16 protein-coding genes are annotated in these 18,756 nt (G+C 58.2%); 10 read left to right on the top strand and 6 right to left on the bottom strand.

Going from position 1 to position 18,756, the window contains the following annotated elements; genetic code table 11:
* Positions 1 to 54 precede the first annotated feature (54 nt).
* The 6 genes from PWJ82_RS02745 to PWJ82_RS02720 all read left to right on the top strand — a co-directional run bounded on the left by PWJ82_RS02745 (position 55) and on the right by PWJ82_RS02720 (position 6,166).
* Positions 55 to 1,023 carry an amidohydrolase family protein gene (locus PWJ82_RS02745; RefSeq protein WP_274735209.1) on the top strand — a complete coding sequence of 323 codons (969 nt, stop codon included), beginning with the start codon at positions 55 to 57 and terminating at the stop codon, positions 1,021 to 1,023.
* Between the two features lie 10 nt (positions 1,024 to 1,033).
* Positions 1,034 to 1,741, top strand: coding sequence for a cyclase family protein (locus PWJ82_RS02740; protein ID WP_274733971.1), 708 nt, complete (start codon positions 1,034 to 1,036; stop codon positions 1,739 to 1,741).
* Positions 1,742 to 3,061, top strand: a complete 1,320-nt coding sequence (locus PWJ82_RS02735; protein WP_274733970.1) for an MFS transporter — start codon at positions 1,742 to 1,744, stop codon at positions 3,059 to 3,061.
* Positions 3,062 to 3,063: 2 nt separating this feature from the next.
* A complete protein-coding gene (locus tag PWJ82_RS02730; protein WP_274735207.1) occupies positions 3,064 to 4,776 on the top strand; it encodes a dihydroxyacetone kinase family protein in 1,713 nt (570 codons plus the stop codon).
* A gap of 182 nt (positions 4,777 to 4,958) precedes the next feature.
* Complete coding sequence (locus tag PWJ82_RS02725; RefSeq protein WP_126135477.1) at positions 4,959 to 5,423, top strand: ribose-5-phosphate isomerase; 465 nt, start codon at positions 4,959 to 4,961, stop codon at positions 5,421 to 5,423.
* Positions 5,423 to 6,166 (top strand): triose-phosphate isomerase, encoded by a 744-nt coding sequence (locus PWJ82_RS02720; RefSeq protein ID WP_274735206.1) that lies wholly within the window; start codon positions 5,423 to 5,425, stop codon positions 6,164 to 6,166. The genes PWJ82_RS02725 and PWJ82_RS02720 overlap by 1 nt, the downstream gene beginning before the upstream one ends.
* Positions 6,167 to 6,283: 117 nt before the next feature.
* Here the strand turns inward: PWJ82_RS02720 and PWJ82_RS02715 are convergent, their stop codons facing one another.
* Together PWJ82_RS02715 and PWJ82_RS02710 are read right to left on the bottom strand one after the other, a co-directional pair.
* Entirely contained in the window at positions 6,284 to 7,309 is a 1,026-nt protein-coding gene (locus tag PWJ82_RS02715; protein WP_274735205.1) for a virulence RhuM family protein, read from the bottom strand.
* A 262-nt stretch (positions 7,310 to 7,571) separates the two neighbouring features.
* On the bottom strand, positions 7,572 to 8,609 hold the full coding sequence (locus tag PWJ82_RS02710; protein WP_274733964.1) for a LacI family DNA-binding transcriptional regulator: 1,038 nt from the start codon (positions 8,607 to 8,609) through the stop codon (positions 7,572 to 7,574).
* A 174-nt stretch (positions 8,610 to 8,783) separates the two neighbouring features.
* Between PWJ82_RS02710 and PWJ82_RS02705 the strand changes: the two genes are divergently transcribed.
* Genes PWJ82_RS02705 through PWJ82_RS02695 form a run of 3 tightly spaced genes read left to right on the top strand, consistent with a single transcriptional unit; the run spans position 8,784 to position 11,737 of the window.
* Entirely contained in the window at positions 8,784 to 9,530 is a 747-nt protein-coding gene (locus PWJ82_RS02705; RefSeq protein ID WP_274733963.1) for a glutamine amidotransferase, read from the top strand.
* A 54-nt stretch (positions 9,531 to 9,584) separates the two neighbouring features.
* Complete coding sequence (locus PWJ82_RS02700; protein ID WP_274735204.1) at positions 9,585 to 10,619, top strand: DMT family transporter; 1,035 nt, start codon at positions 9,585 to 9,587, stop codon at positions 10,617 to 10,619.
* Positions 10,620 to 10,642: 23 nt separating this feature from the next.
* Entirely contained in the window at positions 10,643 to 11,737 is a 1,095-nt protein-coding gene (locus PWJ82_RS02695) for a phosphotriesterase family protein (protein ID WP_274733960.1), read from the top strand.
* A gap of 241 nt (positions 11,738 to 11,978) precedes the next feature.
* On the opposite strand, the gene PWJ82_RS02690 is transcribed toward PWJ82_RS02695, so the two are convergent.
* Both PWJ82_RS02690 and PWJ82_RS02685 read right to left on the bottom strand, forming a co-directional pair.
* Positions 11,979 to 13,682, bottom strand: a complete 1,704-nt coding sequence (locus PWJ82_RS02690; protein WP_274735203.1) for an alpha/beta hydrolase — start codon at positions 13,680 to 13,682, stop codon at positions 11,979 to 11,981.
* A 12-nt stretch (positions 13,683 to 13,694) separates the two neighbouring features.
* Positions 13,695 to 14,432 carry an ArsR/SmtB family transcription factor gene (locus tag PWJ82_RS02685; RefSeq protein ID WP_274735202.1) on the bottom strand — a complete coding sequence of 246 codons (738 nt, stop codon included), beginning with the start codon at positions 14,430 to 14,432 and terminating at the stop codon, positions 13,695 to 13,697.
* Between the two features lie 127 nt (positions 14,433 to 14,559).
* On the opposite strand from PWJ82_RS02685, the gene PWJ82_RS02680 reads away from it, so the two are divergent.
* Positions 14,560 to 15,963, top strand: coding sequence for an MFS transporter (locus tag PWJ82_RS02680; protein ID WP_274735201.1), 1,404 nt, complete (start codon positions 14,560 to 14,562; stop codon positions 15,961 to 15,963).
* Between the two features lie 43 nt (positions 15,964 to 16,006).
* Here the strand turns inward: PWJ82_RS02680 and PWJ82_RS02675 are convergent, their stop codons facing one another.
* Both PWJ82_RS02675 and PWJ82_RS02670 read right to left on the bottom strand, forming a co-directional pair.
* The gene (locus PWJ82_RS02675; RefSeq protein WP_274735199.1) at positions 16,007 to 17,521 is read right to left on the bottom strand and encodes an alpha/beta hydrolase domain-containing protein; all 1,515 of its coding nucleotides are present in this window, start codon (positions 17,519 to 17,521) and stop codon (positions 16,007 to 16,009) included.
* Positions 17,522 to 17,640: 119 nt separating this feature from the next.
* Positions 17,641 to 18,486: a helix-turn-helix transcriptional regulator gene (locus PWJ82_RS02670; protein ID WP_274735198.1), complete on the bottom strand. Its 846-nt coding sequence runs from the start codon at positions 18,484 to 18,486 to the stop codon at positions 17,641 to 17,643.
* Positions 18,487 to 18,756 lie beyond the last annotated feature (270 nt).

The following is an 18,756-nucleotide window of genomic DNA, read 5'->3' as shown; positions in this document are numbered from 1 at the left end:
GGCGCGCGCCCCCCCCCCCCCCCCCCCCCCCCCCCCCGGACCAAGGAGGAAACAATGGAGTTATACACAGGTCCAGTTATTGACGCGCATCATCACTTTTGGGAGCCGCATCTGGGTTACCAACCCTGGTTGCGCCCCGATGCGCATATCCCCTTCCGCTACGGAAATTACGATCCAATCAAAGTTGATTTCGTGCCGGCGGATCTCACCGATTTAGCCGCGAGTATTAATCTCAACCTCGTCGGTTCGGTAACGATGGAAACCGAATGGGAACTCGATGATCCGGTTGGCGAAATGCGCTACACCCAAAATATCGCGGATCGCTTCGGCCTCCCCAACGCCGGGGTGGGGCACGCGATTCTCAAAGACCCGCAGGTGCAGGGTACTCTCGAAGAATTAGCGGAGATTCCCATTGTGCGCGGGGTTCGTAATAAGCCCGGGCAATCCGATTCGCCGGCCAGCGCGGAAAGCAACCCGAGCCTGCTAACTGACCCGCAGTGGCAGAAGGGCTACGCCGCGCTGCGCGCCGTCGGATTTAGTTTCGACCTGCAAGTGGCCTGGTGGCATATGACCGAGGCGAAAACCGTTCTGGATCAGAACCCGGATATTCCCCTCATTATTAACCACTCCGGGCTCCCCGCGGATCGCCACCCGGATATGATTGCCGGCTGGGCGCGCGCCCTGGAATTCATGGCGCAATATCCGCAGGTCTCCATCAAGATTTCCGGAATCGGGCTGAAAGATCAGCCCTGGACCGTGGAAAATAATCGTCCCATCGTGGAAAGAATCACCGAGATTTTTGGAACCGAACGCATTATGTTCGCCTCGAATTTCCCGGTCGATTCCATCGCCGGAAGCTTCGCCGATATTTGGAATGGCTTCCGTGAGATCACGAGCGGATGGTCCCAGGCGGAACAACGAGCCGCCTACGCAGAGAACGCGGTGCGGATCTACCGCCTCCCGCAGGCTCTGCTCAACACAACATCGGAAGCCGTGCGCACCGCCGCGCACGCCGAAAAATAGGACAACTACCATGGGATTTTTCGATCACTATCGCGTCGTCGACCTGTCGATGCTTATTGAGCCGCATTGGCGTTTCGCTCCGGAGTTCGCCTTCAAGGAACTTCCGAAACCGGAATTCACCTTCCGTTCCACCGTGCTCAAAGATTACGGTGCCCATAATTTCTCCCATTGCGATGCGCCCCAGCACGTTGATCGGGCCTTAGAAACCATTGAGATGCTCCCCATCGAACGTTTCTGCGGGGAAGCAAGCCTGATCGACGTCGCAGATTTGGGTGATAACGCCGCACTTTCCCGCGAAGTTCTTGAGGCCCGGGCCGGCGCGGTACGCGCCGGCGACGTCGTACTTATCCGCAGCAACCAGGCACTGCGCCACCCCACAACCGAAGCAGAATTCTGGACCATGTCCCCGTGGATTACGAAGTCCGGCGCGGAATACCTCCTCGAGCTGGAGGCCAAGGCAATCGCTTTTGATTTCCCGCAGGACCGCGCGATCCGCGAACCGTACCTCACAGATTTCGAACATCACGAACCCATCGAAGACTGGGCCTGCCATACCGTGCTGCTCCCCAAGGGAATCCTGCAAATCGAATATCTGGCCGGACTGGAACAGCTTAGCCAGGATCGCTTCCTCTTCTTTGCCGCACCGTTGAAGATCAAGGGTGCGGATGGCGGCCCCGCGCGTGTCTACGCGCTCGAAACAATCGCCGAGGAGGCCTAAATGACAACTCCGGTCCACGTTCCCACGTCAGCGCGGCGCCGCTGGAAAATTCTCATTCCCGTCATTATCACGATCTACATCATCGCGTATATCGACCGTGTCAATATTGGCTTCGGCATGGAAGGCATCCGGGAAAGTCTCAATATGGATGCTTCCCAGGCCGGATTCGCCGCGGGAATCTTCTTTATCGGGTACCTGGTGCTCCAGGTTCCGGGCGGCTACCTGGCGCAGAAGTGGAGTGCCCGGAAAGTTGTCTTTGTGCTCATGATCGGGTGGGGAGTCTGCGCGATTCTGGCCGGTTTCGTCCACTCGTATACGCAGCTACTCATCGCACGCTTTATGCTCGGGGTCTTTGAGGGCGGGGTGCAGCCAGCACTCATGGTCCTCATTTCCCGGTGGTTCTCCAAGGCGGAACGCGGGCGGGCTTTCTCGCTGTTCATCATGCACAATCCCATCGCCACGATCATCACCGGCCCCTTCGCCGGCCTCATCCTCATGTACGGGAACTGGCGTGAACTCTTCATTATTCAGGGTGCGTTGCCGCTGGTCATCGGCGTGGGGCTGTGGTGGTACTTCGCCGCCGATAATCCGGATACCGCCAGATGGATTGACCAGGATGAAAAGGACGAAATCCGCGCCTTGCAAATCATCGACGGTAGTGAAAAACCGGTGGAATCGGATTGGCGCCTCGCGGTGCGCAATCCCTTCACCTGGTACCTGGCCTTCCTGGGGATGTTTGTGTGGCTGGGCTTCTACGGGCTACAGATCTGGCTGCCCACCCTCCTCAAACAGTCCTTCCACGGCTCGCTCACGGTAGGCTTGGTCTCCGCCATCCCGCCCGTCTGCGCCGGGATCGCCATCTGGTTCAACGGCAAGGGCGCGGACCGAGACCAGCGCTACTGCACCCGCGTGGGCATTCCGCTCATCCTCGGCGGTATTATCCTGGCGCTTTCTTCCTTCGTGACGGCGGACCAGCGGTGGTTGGTGGTGGTCGCGCTCGCGGCGGCAACCGCCTGCCAGCTCTCCTTCTTCGCCCCGTACTGGACGATCAACTCCCTGCTGCTACCCCCGGCAGCGGTAGGCGCCGGCTTCGGTATCATTAACGGTATCGGGAACCTCGGCGGCATGCTCGGCCCGTACCTCGGCGGGTGGCTGCAAGATCTCACGAACGGAAATATGTTCGCTACCACGGTGTTCTTCGGGGTATCGGTCGCCGTTGCCGGGCTCATGGCTTTCGGCCTATCCGGTGCGGTACGAGCAAAAATCGCTGAGGATCGCGCCCGCCAGAGTGCAATCCTCAAAGATCAACCAACGGAGTAACAATGACGTTTATCTACAACGATCCCAAACAATTCCCCGCTGAAGCCCTCGCGGGTTTCATCGCCGCCAATGAGCGGTACGTGGAAGGGGTGCACGGCGGTGTCGTCCGTTCTACTACCTCCCCGAAGGGTGAAGTGGCCCTGGTGATCGGGGGTGGTTCGGGGCACTACCCGGCTTTCCCCGGCTGGGTCGGCCCAGGTATGGCGCACGGCTGCGTATGCGGGAACGTTTTTGCTTCCCCCTCGCAGTCCCAGGTCACCGCGGTGTCCCAGGCTGCTGATAACGGCGGCGGCGTGCTTCTCATGTACGGCAATTACGCCGGGGACGTCCTCCACTTCGGGAAAGCCGCCAGCATTATGCGTGCAGACGGTCTGGACGTGCGCGAAGTACAGATTTCTGACGACGTCGCATCGGGAACCCCAGAAAAACATCGCGAACGCCGGGGTATCGCGGGCGATATCTTCGTCGTGAAAGTAACTGGCGGGGCGATTGCTGCTGGGTACAACCTGGACGAAGCTGAACGCATCGGCTGGCATGCTAATGATTCCACTCGCACCCTCGGGGTGGCCTTCACCGGCTGCACCCTCCCGGGAGCAGGTGAACCGCTCTTTACCGTGCCGGATGGGAAGTTTGCGCTTGGCTTGGGCATTCACGGTGAGCCCGGGATTTCCGAACACGAGCACGCCACCGCGGATGAGCTCGCGGCCCTGCTGGTAGACGGTGTTCTTGCCGAAGAACCCGAACGCCGCGAGGGTGGCTATAACGGGCGCGTGACCGTGATCGTCAACGGGCTGGGCGGAGTGAAGTACGAAGAAATGTTCGTGCTCTACCACGCCGTTTCCGCACTCCTTGCCGAGCGCGGCCTGGAGATCGTGGCACCGGTCGTGGGCGAACAGGTGACCTCGCTCGATATGGCCGGGGTTTCCCTCACGGTGGCTTTCCTTGATGAAGAGCTGGAGAAGTTCTGGTTGGCCGGAGCGGATACCCCCGCTTTCCGTACCGGAAATGTGGAGAACCAGCAGCGCCGCGAACGCCCCGTTGCTGAAGCACACGCAGTGGAGCTCAGCGCCGGCGCGCCCGAATCAGCGGCGCAGGCGGAACGCATCGCTACCGTTTTCACCGCTTTCGCCGATGCCGCAATCGCGGCTGAAGCGGATCTGGGCAAGCTGGATTCTATCGCCGGAGATGGCGACCATGGTCAGGGCATGACCCTCGGCTCGGTGGCCGCGCGCGATGCGGTGCGCCGGGCGCTTTCCGCGAAAGCCGGAGCGGCCAGCATGGTAGACGCGGCCGGTAAGGCGTGGTCTGAAGGTGCGGGCGGGACTTCGGGCGCGCTCTGGGGAGATGCTATCTGCCAAGCCGCTACCCACCTTGACGATGACGCTGCGGTTTCGGCCGAAACATTGGGCGCAGCCGTGATCGATGCGGCGCGGAATGTGGCGCGGGACGGTGGCGCCGTCGTCGGAGATAAAACGATGGTGGACGCAACCGAACCCTTTGCCGATGCGCTGGAAAAGGAACTGGCCGGGGGTGTGGGCCTTAAGGAAGCCTGGACGCGCGCGGCCGAAGTAGCTCGCGAAGCCGCTGAAGCCACCGCGGAACTAGCCGCGCGCAAGGGGCGGGCCAAGACCCACGGCGACGCGTCACTCGGACACCCGGATCCGGGCGCGGTGTCCTTTGCCCTGCTCATGGCTGCAGCGGCGGTGGCGCTCTGAGACCAATCTGCACGAACCGCGCAAGAAGGTGGAATAAAACGGTGAAAATACACCAAAATATGGCTTTTTGCACGGTTCGTGTGGTGGAATAGCGATGAGTGACCGTCACCTCACTGTCACGCAACCTCGCAAGAACGTACCAACCCGTATACATGTCGAGAAAAGAAAACAAAGGAGTAGATATGGGATTTCGTGTGGTGGTGCTCGGCGATTCGGCCGGGTACGGATACAAGGACCTCATCAAGGCTGACCTGGAAAAAGACGAGCGCATCGACGAAGTGATCGACCTGGGCCTCAAGGAAGGTGAATCCGCGCTTTATCCCAATCTCGCCACCGCGGGCGCGGAAATGATCGCGCGCGGCGAAGCGGATCGCGGCATTTTCGTATGCGGGACCGGGATGGGCGTGGCGATGTCCGCTAATAAGGTCAAGGGAATTCGCGCCTCCACCGCGCACGATTCCTACTCGGTGGAACGCCTGGTGCTGTCCAATAATGCGCAGGTGCTGTGCCTGGGGCAGCGGGTGATTGGCGCGGAGCTCGCGCGGCGACTCGCCAAAGAATTCTTCAATTATGAATTCGATCCGAGTTCGCATTCCAAGGCCAATGTGGATGCGATCTGCGCTTATGACGGCTCGCTGGAGGAATAATGCTCTGGGTTGGAACCAGCTGGAAAATGAACGGCACTCGCGCTTTCGCGCGGGACTACGCCCGTACTCTCGCCGGCCTTGATGCGGTTGGCCTCGGTGACATCCAGCCCTTTATTATCCCTTCGTTTACTGCCATCGATGTAGCAGCTAGCGAGCTTGAGGGAACCGGGATCCTGGTGGGTGCGCAAAACGCGGCCTGGGAGGATGCCGGGGCGTGGACGGGCGAAGTGTCGATTCCGCAGGCGATGGACGCCGGAGCCACCATCATCGAAATGGGGCATTCCGAGCGGCGCGAATACTTCGGGGAAACGGACCGGACCGTGAATCTCAAGGTCAAAGCCGCGCTGCGCCACGGGGTTATTCCGCTGGTGTGCTTCGGCGAGCCGGCCGAGGTATTCGAGGCGGGGGAGACCCTTCCCTTCATCACCGCGCAGATTAATGCGGCCCTGGATGGGATAGCGGATACTTCCCGCGTGCTCCTCGCCTACGAACCGATCTGGGCAATTGGGGAACATGGGCGCCCACCGCGGCGCGAGGACCTGGTACGTACCTTTGCCGCGCTCGCGGAGCGTTACGGGGATCGCGTGGAGGCCATCCTCTATGGAGGCTCCGTCAATCACGATAACAACAAGGATATTCTGGGAATCCCGGGCGTGGGTGGCCTGTTTATTGGCCGTTCGGCATGGACCGCGGAAGGATATATTCGCAACCTCGAACTCGCTGCGGAAGCGATGCGCGAGTAGCGAGAAGAAGGTGTGGTGTCGCGGGGCTCTTTCTATGCTTTGCGAGTACCTGCGTTGGGGAGGCTGCCGTTGGAAACAAATTCTGGACGGCAGCTTGCCCGAACGTAAATTAATTATCTAAGGTTGTCCGTGATCCTCGTTGACCCGTTCTGCTTGGAGAGCAAACTTATCGAAATCTGATTCATAGGTGAGATCCTGCACCACTCGATATTTGGAGAACTCCTCTAGTGCGTGTTCATCGGCAAGGTTCTTTGAAATTTTTCCCGCATTGTTCAGCAGTTCACGACTATCGAGGGTAAGAACTTGGTCGAGGAACTGTACCCAGTCGTTCATAGTAGTGGCAATGTGACGGCGTGCGCGTGACTCTGCAAGGTTTAAATACGCTTCTACCAACCGCCCCAAATCATCAAGCTCGTTCTTGGTGAGGTAGTTTTTGCCGATGGTCACGTCACCCGCGAGCACTTTACCGTCAGGCGAATTTTTCCACGAAGTTAAACCCATATGTGGTTTCTTAGCATCGGCTCTCTCGGTGATGAGTTCCGCCGCGGTGTGTCCGTGTACAGCATAGTGAAGCTTGTTTTGGACAGTAGCGAAGAAAGTCCGGGTTGTGGGCGCTTTGGCATCATAATCGACAGCTGTTGAATAGATGTCGGTTATCTTCTGGTAGAAACGCCTCTCTGAGAGCCTGATTTCCCGCACTTCTTGGAGGAGTTGCTCAAAGTAGTCCTCGCCAAGAATGTCGCCAGTTTCCATACGTTCTCGGTCAATCACGTAGCCACGTAAAGTGAAATCACGCAGGATGCCAGTGGCCCACTGCCGGAATTGAGTGGCGCGTATTGAATTGATCCGGTAACCAACCGAGATAATTGCGTCCAGGTTGTAGTGCTGTGTGAGGTAGTTTTTTCCGTCAGTAGCAGTTATCCGGAATTTCCGGATAACTGCAGAATCCGACAACTCCCCCGATTGGAAAATATTTCGCAAGTGTTCGCTTACGGTTCGGACGTCGACGTCAAACAATTGTGCCATCAACTTCTGGGTAAGCCAGATGGTACTTTCTTCGTACCGTACTTCAACGCTGTTAGCCGCATTGGTCGTAAACACCAAAAACTTAGCAGTGCTGTGCCGAACAAGCTTCTTAGACATCTTCAACTCTTTATGCTTCATAAAACTGAATGACTATCGCATGGGTGCGTAAGTACCTACTGTGTACTCCCGCATTGTTACGAGCAGCCTCTTCGCAGCCTGCACGCGCATCGGTGGTGGTGATGGCAAGCTGTGGAGAGTCAGCTATAGACATGCTTTAGTTTACCGTATCGGTGAGGTGGAGCAAATACCCATGGACTCTAAAATTGAGTGCAACAACTTTTACGATTACAGGTGTCCAGTCCGGGGCGCCTCGAACCGTTTACCCGATCCGTTTCACCGATGCACGCGTCACCACATGCATGGGGAAAATATGTCCGCTGGGTGCCTGTCCAGTTGCGGTGTCAACAATAGCGCGCAAGGCAGCTTGTGCCATATCTGCAATGGGTTGTTGTACTGAGCTCAGACCCGGATGAATCCAATCGCACAGGCTAATATTGTCGAATCCGATGACGGAAAGGTCATCGGGAATATGCAGTCCACATTGCTCTGCGGCACGGATAAGACCAATGGCCACCACATCCGAACTTGCGAAGACCGCAGTAACAGGATCCGGGGCGGTTAAAAGCCGTGGTAATGTGGACGCACCAAAAGCCTCGGAGTAGGGACCGTGGAAAATGTAGCGCTCATCCACCTTGAGCCCGTGGAATGTTATGGCTTTCCGGTAGCCGAGTTCTCGTTGATGTGCGGAGAGAAGTCCCTCAGGTCCACCAATGAACGCCACGCGGCGATGCCCGAACGCCAGAAGATGATTCGTTGCCTGGTAGGCGCCATTAGCGTTGTCCGCTACAACGTAGGGGATAGAGCTCGGGCGAATATTGGTGTACCCCAAGGCTGAATTTTCGAGAGCTGCATCCACATTGAGAACCATCTCGTCAAGCATGACGAAGGGTTTAGTTAGGCTCACGGAATTGATATCTCCATCGAGCGAGTTATTTCCAACCAGGATGATCGCGTCAACTGTAGGATTTGCGAGGGCTTCCTCGATGAGTTCCACTTCGTTATCAATTTGCCCTCCCGAAACGAATACAGCCACTGTTTTCTGTGCAGCGTCACCCGCGGAGATAACTTCGGCCCCTAGCTTTGCGAAAAACGGGTTAGTTAGGTTGGGGATAATCAGGGCGATTGTGCGCAATGAAGTGTTTGTCAAAGTGGGAGCTTGCCAGCCTACTTGGGACATCGCCTCTTGGATTTTCTCTGCGGTTTCCCCTCGAACATTGAGTTCCCCACGCACGAACCGAGAGACTGTCGACGGTGAAACGCCAGCAATTCGTGCTATTTCGCTTAGAGAAGCTGCCATGGGACTCCTGATGTAAACGAGGGTCTTGTGTGAAACACCTCAAGCCTATAACATAACAACCAGACGTTGCGTAACGTTGCGCAACGCTCGTGATGGTTGTGGTGGTGAAAGTCGTTTCTGACGGCTCTGTCGCTACCTTGAGCGAAACATAATTGGTAGTCGAAGGAGACTGGAATGGTAAAAGTTCTGCTTGCAGGCGAGTCGTGGGTCAGCGATATTGTTGACCATAAAGGCTTCGATCAATTCCCGCACACTCAAGTACATATCGGTTGCGCAAAACTTCTCGAATGTTTGCGCAAAGCTGGGCATGAAGTGACCCATATGCGATCGCATGATGTGGCGGTCGAGTTTCCTTTTACGGAAGAGGAACTCAATGAGTATGACGTCCTCATTTTGTCGGATGTTGGAGCTAATACCCTCCTTCTCCCGCCGCAAGTTTTCGAAGAGGGAAAGCGTGTTCCGAATCGACTCACTCTCATTCGTGACTGGGTGAAGAACGGGGGCGGATTAATGATGGCGGGCGGCTATCTCAGCTTCCAGGGATTCCAAGCGATGGCGAATTATGCGGGCACTCCAGTTGAGGATGTACTCCCGGTTACTATCCACCGCTATGACGACCGTATTGAAGCGCCTGAAGGTGTCCGCGGAGAGCTCACGGATGTCAATCACCCCATTACTCAAGGAATAGATAAAACGTGGCCGTATCTGCTCGGTTTCCAAGACCTCGTGGCGAAAGAAGGCGCGAGTGTCTTGGCAACTGCGGCGCATAAGCCGCTCTTGGTGGCACGTGAATACGGGCGAGGCCGGTCGGTAGCTTTCGCCTCGGACATCTCCCCGCATTGGGCTCCGCAGGAGTTCATGGAGTGGCCCGGCTATTCCACCCTTTTTGGCAATATCGTCACCTGGCTCTCGGGAAAGTAGGCAATGATGTCTTCATTAAAATCTGATTCGTGCGTTGTGGATACTGGCGACGCAGTGACTAATTCTCAACAAACGGAAACTCATGCGGCGGAGAAGCGCGTGCGTGCACACGGAAGTGCTGCGCAAGGAACTGCCATTGTGCTGTTTACCTTCCTCACCGTTCTGGCGGGCATGCTCGGTCCCATGCAGAGTTCCGTCAACGGGCGGCTCGGTGTTGCGGTCGACGACGGACATCTGGCCGCGTGTATTTCATTCTTCTCGGGACTTGTCGTCATGTTCATTATCGTGCTGCCGCAGCGCCGGCTGCGGAAAGCCCTCATTTCGATTCCGGGGCATCTGCGGCATGGAACCTTGCCGTGGCCGTACTTCTTCGCAGGTCTGTGCGGAGCCGTTATCGTTCTCTCTGAGGGTGTTTCCGTCGGAGCGCTCGGGGTGGCGACGTTCCAGACCTCATTGATTGCAGGCATGGTTATCTCCGGAATTATTTGTGACCGTTTCGGTATCGGAGTTGAGTTCAAACAAGCGCTGAATATCCCCCGTATTTTGGGGGCACTCCTCGCTATTGCAGCGACCGTGCTGGTGGTATCGCCGAATTTCACGGCTCCCCATATGATTGCGTTGGCAATTCTGCCGTTCTGTGGTGGTCTCCTTGCTGGATGGCAACCGGCGGGTAACTCCAAGATCGGCTATCTTGCGGATTCTATGCTGGTATCCATTACCTGGAATTTCATCATTGGGTTTTCCGCGCTCGCTCTTGCGTTCATTATTCGATTGGCGATGGGTGCTGCTACTTTCCATCTTCCGACTCAGTGGTGGATGTACCTCGGCGGTCCTTTGGGTCTGCTCTCCATCGCACTCATGGCACTGCTGGTTCGCAAGCTTGGTTTGCTGCTCCTCGCTCTTGCTTCAACTGCGGGTCAGCTTATCGGATCCATCCTCATTGACCTCATCCTCCCGCAAGAAGGGCACGTCATTTATGCCGTTACGGTTGCGGGCGCTGCGGTAGCGCTGGTTGCCGCAGGAATCGCCATGGTCCCGTCTCGCAAGCTCGGAGCAGGTACCGAACATAAAACTGAAGAATCTCACTAGGCAGCGAAGAAAGGACAGCTGCAATGTCTCAACTGAAGAACGGCGAACTGCAAACCGTTCGCGGAATTATCAAGGCTCAAGATATGGGGATGACACTTCCCCACGAACACCTTTTCAATGACTTGTCCTCGGTTGTGGATGAGCCCTATTACGAGTTCTCCAAGGAAATAGTCGGCAAGAAAGTCACGCCGGATCTTATGTATGGCCTGCGCCAAGATCCGTACTGCAACGCGGATAATATGGCGGATAAGCCGGCTCAGGATGTGATCCTGGAAGTCCGTAAATTCGCTGAGCTCGGCGGGCAGACTATCGTTGACGCAACTGGAACCGTCAGCATCGGCCGTAACCCGGCGCGCTTACTAAAAGTTGCGGAAGTGACTGGACTCAACGTTGTTATGTCGACCGGGCCATATCTTGAAAAGTTCGAAGGTGAACGCATTACCGCGCGTAGCGTTGACGCCATTGCGGAAGAAATTGATGCCGATATCAATGAGGGTATTCCGGCAATTGATACCGCTCCGGGCAGTGCGGCGGAAAAGTCGGAGGGTGGCGACCGGAAGATTAAAGCCGGCATGATCGGTGAGATAGGGGTATCTCCCTTCTTTACAGAAGGGGAACATGCGTCCTTGCTTGCCGGAGCCCTTGCTCAAACAAATAATCCGACCGTAGCGCTCAATATTCATATGCCCGGGTGGCAACGGCGCGGAGATGAGGTTCTGGACCTGGTCTTTGCGCAGGGCGTGGCGCCGCATAAGGTTTCCCTTGCCCACTCGGATCCTTCCGGTGCTGATAAGGATTACCAGCGTCGGCTCCTCGATAGGGGAGTGTGGCTGGAATTCGACATGATCGGCCTGGATATCACCTTCCCGAAAGAAGGTGTATCTCCGTCAGTTAACGAAACTGTGAGTGTTCTTGCTGACCTCATAGCTGATGGGTACGCGGATCAGATTATCCTCAGTCACGATCTCTTCCTCAAGCAAATGTGGACTCAGAATGGCGGTAATGGATTTGCCTTCGTTCCAACGGTCGTCATTGACCTGTTGCGCCAGGAAGGCGTGAGCGAAAGTGATCTGCACAAGTTACTGTACGAGAATCCGGCCAGGGTGTTGACAGCTTAAGCGGGCACCGGGCAGAAGATAGTGCAGAAAATAGAGACGGGGGAGCAGTCATAATGATTGTTCCCCCGCAATTCTGAAATGACATAGAAATGTAACTAACTTGGCCGCAGGGCCCTATGCTGGAGGCGGCAGGAAGATATTGCGGTTTATCTCCGCGTGGTATTAGAAGACGGCGATCCAGCGCTTCTTCAAACGGCGTTCAAGGACATTGTGAAATCTCTGGCCTTCAGAGAGATTGCTCCTAACGCCCGGCAAACGCAGTCGCAATAAACTCACTTATTCGCGCGCGTACCTGCTCCCACACCTTCGTGCCGGGGGAACATAGCATCGCATGGAAAGTACCCGGATACATGTGGAGTTCCACGGCCGCGCCGGCGTCCATGAGGTCGCGCGCCCAGTCGAGGCCCTCGTCGCGCAGCGGATCAACCGGATTGACCACAAGCAGCATCGGCAATCCCGAATACGGGCCGCTACCTGCGGAAAGTGGCTCGGCGCGGTACCCGGAATCGTCAGCGTAGGCGTTCCACGCCGCGGCCGCGGCCTCCCGCGTCCATACGGGGCCGTCGCAATAGGTTCGATAGGAGAGCGTATCGAGGCGCGGGCTCACGCACGGTTCTAGGGCGACGACGCCGCACAAGCCCGCCAGTTCCTCTGGCTGCGCGAAGCGCAGCACCTGATCGGCCAAGCCGGCGCCGGCCGAATCTCCGAAAACCAGCACGGGTGCACCCGGGAAAACCCGCGTAATATAAGCGAGCGCAACCCGGCAGTCGTCCACCGCTGCCGGGAAAGGATGCTCGGGTGCCAGCCGGTAATCGGGAACCACCACGGTGACTTCGGCCAGCTGGGCGATCTCAGCATTGCGGGCGTCGTCGTAGCGGGCGCGGCCCGCAACGTAACCGCCGCCATGCAAAGACAGCACCACGCGGGGCTGCGGCGGCGTCGTGCTATCGGGGTGGAAGATACGCAGCTCCAGGCCGTTCTCCACCACAACCTCGCGGCGGATACCCGCGGGCAGTTCCGGTTCGGCACCCAGCAGCGCTTCGCCTTCCGCGCGCATCGCCGGAGCATCCCAGGTGGTTTGCTCGGGCACGCCCGCGAGCAAAGGCGTGAGCTGCGGATCGAGGTAAGGCTGCGGGCGCTTCTGCGCCTTCGCGCACTCGGCAAGGAAGGGGTCCACCGCGGCGTAGAAAGCGCTCTCCTGGTCGCGGCGGACCGTATGGGTGGAGTGCGGGATGACCGCCCCGCGCAGGTGCGGATTGTGATGCTCAGTCAGTGCCTCGATGCCGGTGGCGCCGAAGAGCACATCGTCGCCGTCGCCGGTCACGAGGAGGGTGGGCATGCTTAGCTGGCCAAGCACCGCGCGCCCGGGGCGGCCCACCACGCCGGTGGCAATGAAATCGAGGTCCACCTCGGTCTTACCCTGTGCCCAGCCGGCGTATTCGGAGGGGGTCCAGGTGGTATACGATTCGCGCAATGACGCGATAGCTTCGGGTAGATACTCGCGCACGCGCTCCTGGGTTTTGCCAAGATCTTCGGCGGCCTCGCGGTAGGTACGGGCCTGCTCCGGGGTGAGGAGCGCGGGGTCTTCAAGCACCAGACCCGCGATGAGCGCCGGGTGAGCTGCGGCAATATGCGCGGCGACCGCACCGCCTAGGGAGTGCCCCATGAGGAGGATCTGGCGTGCGGGAGTGCCGGCGGCGGCGCGCACCACCACATCGGTTGCGCTGGCAACGAGGGCGGTGAAGGGATCGGCCAGGTCGTCCTTGGCGAAACGGGCCGAGAGTCCGTGGCCGAGCAGATCGCAGAGCACCACTCGGTAATCACGCCCGTAATGCGCGGCGAGGCTGTGTAACGAGGCGGCGCAATCTGTCACCCCGTGAAAAGCAACGATGGTGCCCTCGATGGGAGCCCCGGAAACTGAATACGATAACGCGGAATGCCTCATTGCGCTCCTTTGCTAGCGGGTACTTGCGTGCGTGTTGTGGCCAGGGCTGCGCGGGATAATAGCCTGGAGTGTCACAAAGGGAGTGGCGTTTTCGGGTGTGGCTTTCTTGGAAGAATCAGAAGAGTTATTCGGGCGGGTTGCCGCGCCCGCCTCATTATCCACCCGATATTCTTCCACGAGTTCATACATTTTCTTGGAAAGATCGGCGGCCTGCTCACGTGTGAGAAGGACTTCCGCCGGGTGCAAACTGGTGAACAGCGGCCGCTCCTCCGGGTGGTTAGTGCGGGCGGTCATGGCGGCCAGCCACAGTGAGGTGGCCCATTCCAGAATCGCGGTGCCGGCCGCGGTCACGCTTTTGGAATACTCCGAATTGGGCAGGCTGGAATCGGTGGCCATGCGCGGGGAAGTGAGGGTCCACACCCGATCACGCTTATCGCGCGCCCGGGTCGGATCCTCGCGAATCAGCCCACCGCGGGCCAAAATTCGCAGGTGATAGCTCATGGAATTGGCGGGAAGCTCCAGTTCCTCAGCCAAATCCGCGGCGCGCGCGTGGCCTAGTCGGCTGAGAGTGTGGAGCAGGCTCAAGCGGACCGGGTGAGATAGGGCCCGCAGCTGCTCCCGGTTGAGGCGAGCCACCGTTTCCGGCGTGGTGGTTCCCGTGGTGGTGCCCGCGGTGGGCGCGCTGCCCGAATCGGCGCTGGTCATTTCGGGAGTGTCACGTGATTCGGCAGTGCTGTCAGAAGAAGCCATAGAATCATTGTAGCTGGAACAACGGACTTGCCCACATACGCAACAAATGTTGCGCAATAATTCTTGCGTAATTATAGTGGGAGGTGGAGGCCGAGGTATTCGGCTCATCAGCACGTAAGGAGACCTCATGTCAGGTACGGACAATGGGACAGTTATAGCAACGGAACAGGTGACCGCATCAGAGCGTGAACCTGCCACCATCTGGGCATCCCGTGAATACCGGGCCTGGTTTACCGGCGATCTGCTCCAGGACCTGGGCGCGGGGATCGCGATGTTCGCCTTCCCGCTGGTCTGCCTGGCGGTGACCGGCTCTCCTGTACACGCCGGAACGGTGGGATTCTTCCAAGGCGTAGGTACGTTGCTGGGTATTCTTCCCGGCGGGGTATTGGCCGACCGCCATAACCGGCGTACCCTCCGCTTGGTCTCGTCTGGCCTAGGGGCGCTCGCGCAGGTTGCGCTGGTAGCTCTGTTGCTCAGTGGCACCGCGAACGTGCTCAATCTTGCCGTTCTTGCTTTCCTCGACCGCCTGCGTAACTCCCTGCTTTCCCCGGCCTCAAATTCCATGCTCAAACAGGTGGTTCCCGGGCGACTTCTTCCCAACGCCGTGGCTGCGAATCAGGGGCGCGATGCCGCGGTCACCCTCGCCACCGGCCCGGCCGGCGGAGCGCTTCTTGCCATCCACCTCTACGTCCCCGCTCTCGCGCAAATCGTCGGGCAGCTGGCGAGCATGGGGGCTACGCTCCTCATGCGCGGGGATTACCGGCCCGGGCGTTCCGGCGGCGCTGAGTGTTCCGGCGGCGCTGAGTGCTCCAGCAGTGCCAGGTGCCCTGAGAACTCGGACAACTCTGCGCGCCCTGTTCGTACCGGCCGCATCTCCCGTGCGCTCGCGGAATTCAACGAGTCGCTACGGTGGATGTGGGAACGCGCCGTGGTCCGAGTGCTTCTTATCTGCGCCTGCCTGCTCAACCTGGGGTGGGCAGGCATGATGATGAGCGTGACCCTCGGCCTCGCCGACCGCGGGGTGGAGCCGGCGCTCATCGGCCTGCTCGCCACCGCGCTCGGGTGCGGGGCGCTTGCCGGGGCGGTGGTTGCCGCGCGTCTCGTCGCGCGGGTCCCCTCCGGAATTCTCATCATCGCCGGATTCCTCATGTGCGCCGGCGTCGTCGCCATTGTTCCTTTCCTTCCCGGTTTGGGGTGGATCGGCGCGATGTACGCATTAATGGGCCTGATTATCCCCGCCGTCAATGCCGCGGTGATGGGCCTGGTCACGCTCATGACGCCCAATGAGCTGATGGGCCGCGTGGGTTCGGTCAGCCAGTTCTTCGCCTCCGGAGCCGCGGCTTTCGCCCCCGCGCTGGCCGGCTGGGGGATTGGGATGATCGGATGGGAACTCACCCAAATCTCCTTCGCGATTCCCACCGCGCTCGCGGCCGTGCTCATGCTGGCCTCCCGGCAGGTCAGGCAGGTGCCGGCTTCACCCCATTGGGAGAGCTACCTGGAAGAATCCGGTGCCCTGAGCGCGCGGGATTAACGGCGACGCCGCGGCGCGTTCCGCCCTGGCAACCCGGGCGCTGCTACCGACCTTGCGGTGAACTCAGGGGAGCCGGTGCGCCTTCCACCGCGCGCTCCCACAGCTCGCGTTCCACGGCGTGGAGCAAGCGGCGGCCCACAGGCTCAAGATAACCCGCCTTTTCCAGCGCGTCATCGACTTCATCGCAGGCGGCCCGGTAGCCCTCGAAAGAAGAAAAACGCTTGAGAATCGACTCGCGCGCATGCAAGGTCATGAGGCCGTACACGGGATTTTCGGGCGCTCCGGGGAGGAAATCCGCGATCGGATGAGCGAGGAGTCCCAATTCAATCCCACCCGAAAGCAGCCCGGCGCCATCTTTTACCCACTGCCCATTTTCGGCATCGAACCAGGTGGAAGGTGCAGCCGGTACCCCCTCCGCTGCCCACTTTTCTACCGCGGCCATGGACCCGGTAATAATCGGTTCAATGGGAAGCGCACTGAGGGATTCGAGGAACGCGGTATCCATCTGGCGTGGGCGCCGCTTCGCCTTGACCACTTCCGAATTTTGTGGGATAACACGCGAACGGGCATCCGAATGTGGTGAACGCTTCACATGCCAATGCCGGCGCAACGGTCCGTCCCCTAGGCGGAAAGATTCGGGACCAGCGCCGAAGAGGCTCACATCAGCCTCCGAGGAGGTGCTGATAATCGGAACATCAAGTTGGGCGGGCTCAACGAGGTAGGGGACAAAGGCTGCTTGTTTCTCCCCAGTCCCAGGTGCATCAAGATCTACGCCGCTCAGCATTTGCGGCGGGATCCCGGACTTGTGCTGGTTAATAGCTTTGACAAACACAGATCCGACCCCGGGAGCATAACCGTCATAGGTAGGTGCATCGTCGGCTAGCCGTAACAGATTGTGGAAGTAGGTGAGATATGTATTGGTATACACCGAGGATTGGGACTGGCCGATAAGGAAGACGCGCTCTAGGCTCACAGGGCTGTTCGAGGATCGTAGCCACGCGGACACCTGCGCGATCACATCCCAGGCCAGGCCCTCTTCGCACTCGTCAAGCTGCATAAAAGGATTCCATCCCGGCTCTGCGGCATCGATCTGGCGCGGTTTTCCGCCCCAGTTGAGCTGTCTGTAGCGCTCCGGATCAAAGGTGTGCAAGGCGGAGATCTGGATGGGTTTGGCCGTCACGGCAACATAGGTGTGCCGCTTGTCCATAAGGTAGTCCCAGGCCCGCCTCCAATCGTCTTCGATGTCGTATCCCTGCGAGGCATTCAAAATAGATACCCATGCGGTCGGTGAACTTTCCTTAGCTGGGCGCCGCACCAGTACGCGGGTACAGTATGGAATTCCCTCTTTTTCGACGATTATGCGGGTGTCTTCCTCCGGAGTGAAACCATAAACGTTTGCGGTACCGGAAAGGAAATACTCCTCCTCAACGTATCCGTACGAGGCTAAATCTAGTGGTTCGCGTGCGAACCGCATTGCAGAAAAGGGATAGCTCTCATTGTTGACTGCAATTGGGCCTGTGGCAGCGGGAACTGGTACTGACAATGTCGGTGCGTTCATCATTTCTCCCTCGAAATAATCTCCTGTGCGATTAAGTGCCAGCATAGAGTCCAAACGCTGAATTAGCTTGTCCCATTGGGGTGAAAACGCCTTCCAGTAGCTGTTAGGGACTAGTCTCTCTACGAGTTCGATAGCATTCCATAGCGTTCCGCTGTGTCAAGAAGCTCCACTACATTGTGTGCTCCGAGTTTTCGCATGAGGGTGCGGCGATGGCTGCGCACCGTATTGATAGATACATGCAGAGCGCAGGCTGCTTCGGAATTAGTAAGTCCCAATGCTACTTGCGTTAATACCTCCCTTTCGCGGGGCGTAAGCGCAGGTGCGTGTCTCGATTCGGTTCGTGGTGGCGTACTTTCAGGGGTCGAATTCTCAGGTGTGTCCGCAGTGAGCTGAGTGGGGGTGGTAAGAAGTACATCCCATACCTCCGCTAAACCGTCAGAATTGAGAATAGTTGCGTGAGGTGCGGTGCGCAGAAGTAACGCCGCAAGGGTGGAAAGCTGGGAAATGCGCAACCGATCTGTTGTCGAAAAAGCTCCGGCTCGCGAGTGGGATTCCAGCCAGATAGTTCCCTCTAATTCTTCCCCGATGATGCAGGGCTGAATAACCGCGGACGTGTGAGTGGCTGCGGAAGCCGAGTGGAATAGCGGTCGGGTTCGTTCGTAGGCAAGCGAAGAATCATCCGGGAAGGAATACAGGCGAGCTACCTCGGCCGGAGTACGGGCCCAGTACTGTTCGCGGCAGTCAAGAGTTCTTCCGAAGGGTGAATCAGCTTCCACCAGGAGAGTCGAATTATAATGGCGTAGACCGTATACACCCAGTACCGCAAAGATATTCTGGCGTGGCAAGAATACGTGGAAAGAAATGTAGTCTGAATTAGGTGCCACATCCGCAAGTAAGGCAACGAAATAGCGTGCGATGGCCCGCCGGTCATCAGCTGCGTGGAGCGCCTGAATTGCATCCGTCAAACGCTGTGAGAATTGTAGGTTTGTTCGCATTCCGCCCCGCCATTCGCTACACGGATTTTTGAGTATTACTTCCGGTAATTACGGACTAGTCTACTCGTCTGATGGTACGAAGAGAGAACGTGTAATTCACCCGCAGTGAGGCGGTTTTAATCACCATGCTCGAGGGTGTCAAATAGTTTGTGTAAATGCTTGATTTGAGTAAGAAATTGAGGATTAACTATGACTATGACTGATGTTCCTGATACTGCTAATGGCTCTACTGCTGATGCT

The sequence above is a fragment of the Actinotignum schaalii genome, assembly GCF_028864145.1.
Classification (GTDB): domain Bacteria; phylum Actinomycetota; class Actinomycetes; order Actinomycetales; family Actinomycetaceae; genus Actinotignum; species Actinotignum schaalii_B.
This window is presented reverse-complemented; position numbering and strand designations above follow the sequence as displayed.